The sequence below is a fragment of the Mesorhizobium sp. M7A.F.Ca.US.014.04.1.1 genome (assembly GCF_003998745.1).
GTDB lineage: Bacteria > Pseudomonadota > Alphaproteobacteria > Rhizobiales > Rhizobiaceae > Mesorhizobium > Mesorhizobium ciceri.
In genome coordinates this window covers 1-1,472 of record NZ_RZRW01000939.1, presented here as the reverse complement: position 1 = coordinate 1,472, position 1,472 = coordinate 1, and the positions used below count along the sequence as shown (strand labels likewise).

General features: G+C 59.5%; 2 protein-coding genes. Both read right to left on the bottom strand.

The annotated features are described in order from the left end of the window. A partial coding sequence (gene tssC, locus EOA22_RS33315; RefSeq protein ID WP_164756167.1) for a type VI secretion system contractile sheath large subunit occupies nt 1–1,243 on the bottom strand: 1,243 nt, incomplete at its 3' end. Between the two features lie 2 nt (nt 1,244–1,245). Next, a partial coding sequence (locus tag EOA22_RS33310; RefSeq protein ID WP_206521461.1) for a type VI secretion system contractile sheath small subunit occupies nt 1,246–1,472 on the bottom strand: 227 nt, incomplete at its 5' end.

Sequence of the window (1,472 nt, the reverse complement as noted above, 5' to 3'; positions counted from 1 at the left end):
TGTCGCGCGCGATCGCCTTGAGGTAGTGCGCAAAGCGCGAGACCGGGAACAGGGAGGGCAGGTTGGCCCTCAGCCGCTCGTTCGACTGTGCATCGGGGTCGACCAGCCGCCCCGCCCGCGTTTCGTCGTCCTGCAGCGAGTGTGCTCCGATGAAGGCCGCGAGATCGGTATTCTTCCGGTGCAGGATGGGCATCAAGCCAAGCTTGGCCAGTTCCGCCTCGCGCCGGTCGTCGATGGCGACTTCCGTGGGACATTTCATCGCGATCGAGCCATCATCGGTCGGGAAGCTATGCACCGGCAGGTTGAGCACCGTGCCACCATTCTCCACGCCGCGGATCTGCGTGCCCCAGCCGAAAAACTTGTGACTGCGGTTGATGTTGACGCCCATCGGGAAGGCGGCGTTCATCCAGACATATTTGTTGTGATCGCCCTCCACCTCTTCCTCGAAGGTGAAACCCTTCACCGGAACGGTATCGGTGCCGTAGGGCAGCCGCGCCAGGACGCGGGGCATGGTCAGGCCGATGTAGCGAGCGTCCTCACTCTCGCGCAACGACTGCCACGAGGCATAGGCGGGGTTGGAGACGATCTGCTGCAGGTCTTGCGGGTTCGGCAGTTCCTGCCAGCTGTCCATGCGAAATAGGCGCGGCGAAGCGGCCGCGATAAACGGCGTATGCGCGGAAGCGCAGATGCCGGAGATGTTGCGCAGCAGGCCGACGTCACGTGGGTGATTGGAGAACTCGTAGGCGCCGATCACGCAGCCGATTGGTTCGCCGCCAAGCATCGAATACTCGTCTGTGTAGACTTTCTTGAAGATCGGGCTCTGGTCCCACATCTGACCTTCATAGTCTTCAAGCGTATCGGCCAGCTGCTCTTTGGAGATGTTCATCACCCGGATCTTCAGCTTCTGATCCGTCTCGGTGTTGTTGACGAGATACCACAGCCCTCGCCATGTGCCTTCCATCTCACGCACTTCCGGCGCGTGCAGGATTTCGTTGACCTGTGTCGTCAGCATCTTGTCAATGCCGGCGATCAGCGACTTGATCGATTTGATGGCATTGGAAGAGATGGTCGTGGTGTCGGAACGGGACTGCGCCGCGAGCGCGAGATTGCGCACGAGCTGTTGCAGCTTCTCGCTGTCGTCCTTCTTGACCTTGAAATCTTTTTCGAGGAGTCCGCTGAATTCATCGAGGTTTATGGCTTCGGCCTCCGCGGCGACTGAGGCGGTCTTTTGCTGTTCGGCCATGATCATGCCCCAACCTTGTCGTCGTCGGCCAGCGCCTGGCTGGCAATCTTGCCAAGAAGCGGGTCGTTGTTCAGAAGCTGCGCGATGCGCTTTTCAGCATCGACACGGCCATCCATGAAGCCGAGCAATTCCTCAAGTTGTCGACGCATCTTGAGGATCTCGGCCAGTTGCGGAACTTGCTCGGCAATCTTGTCGGGGGCGAAATCACCCATCTTGGAAAATGTAAGAT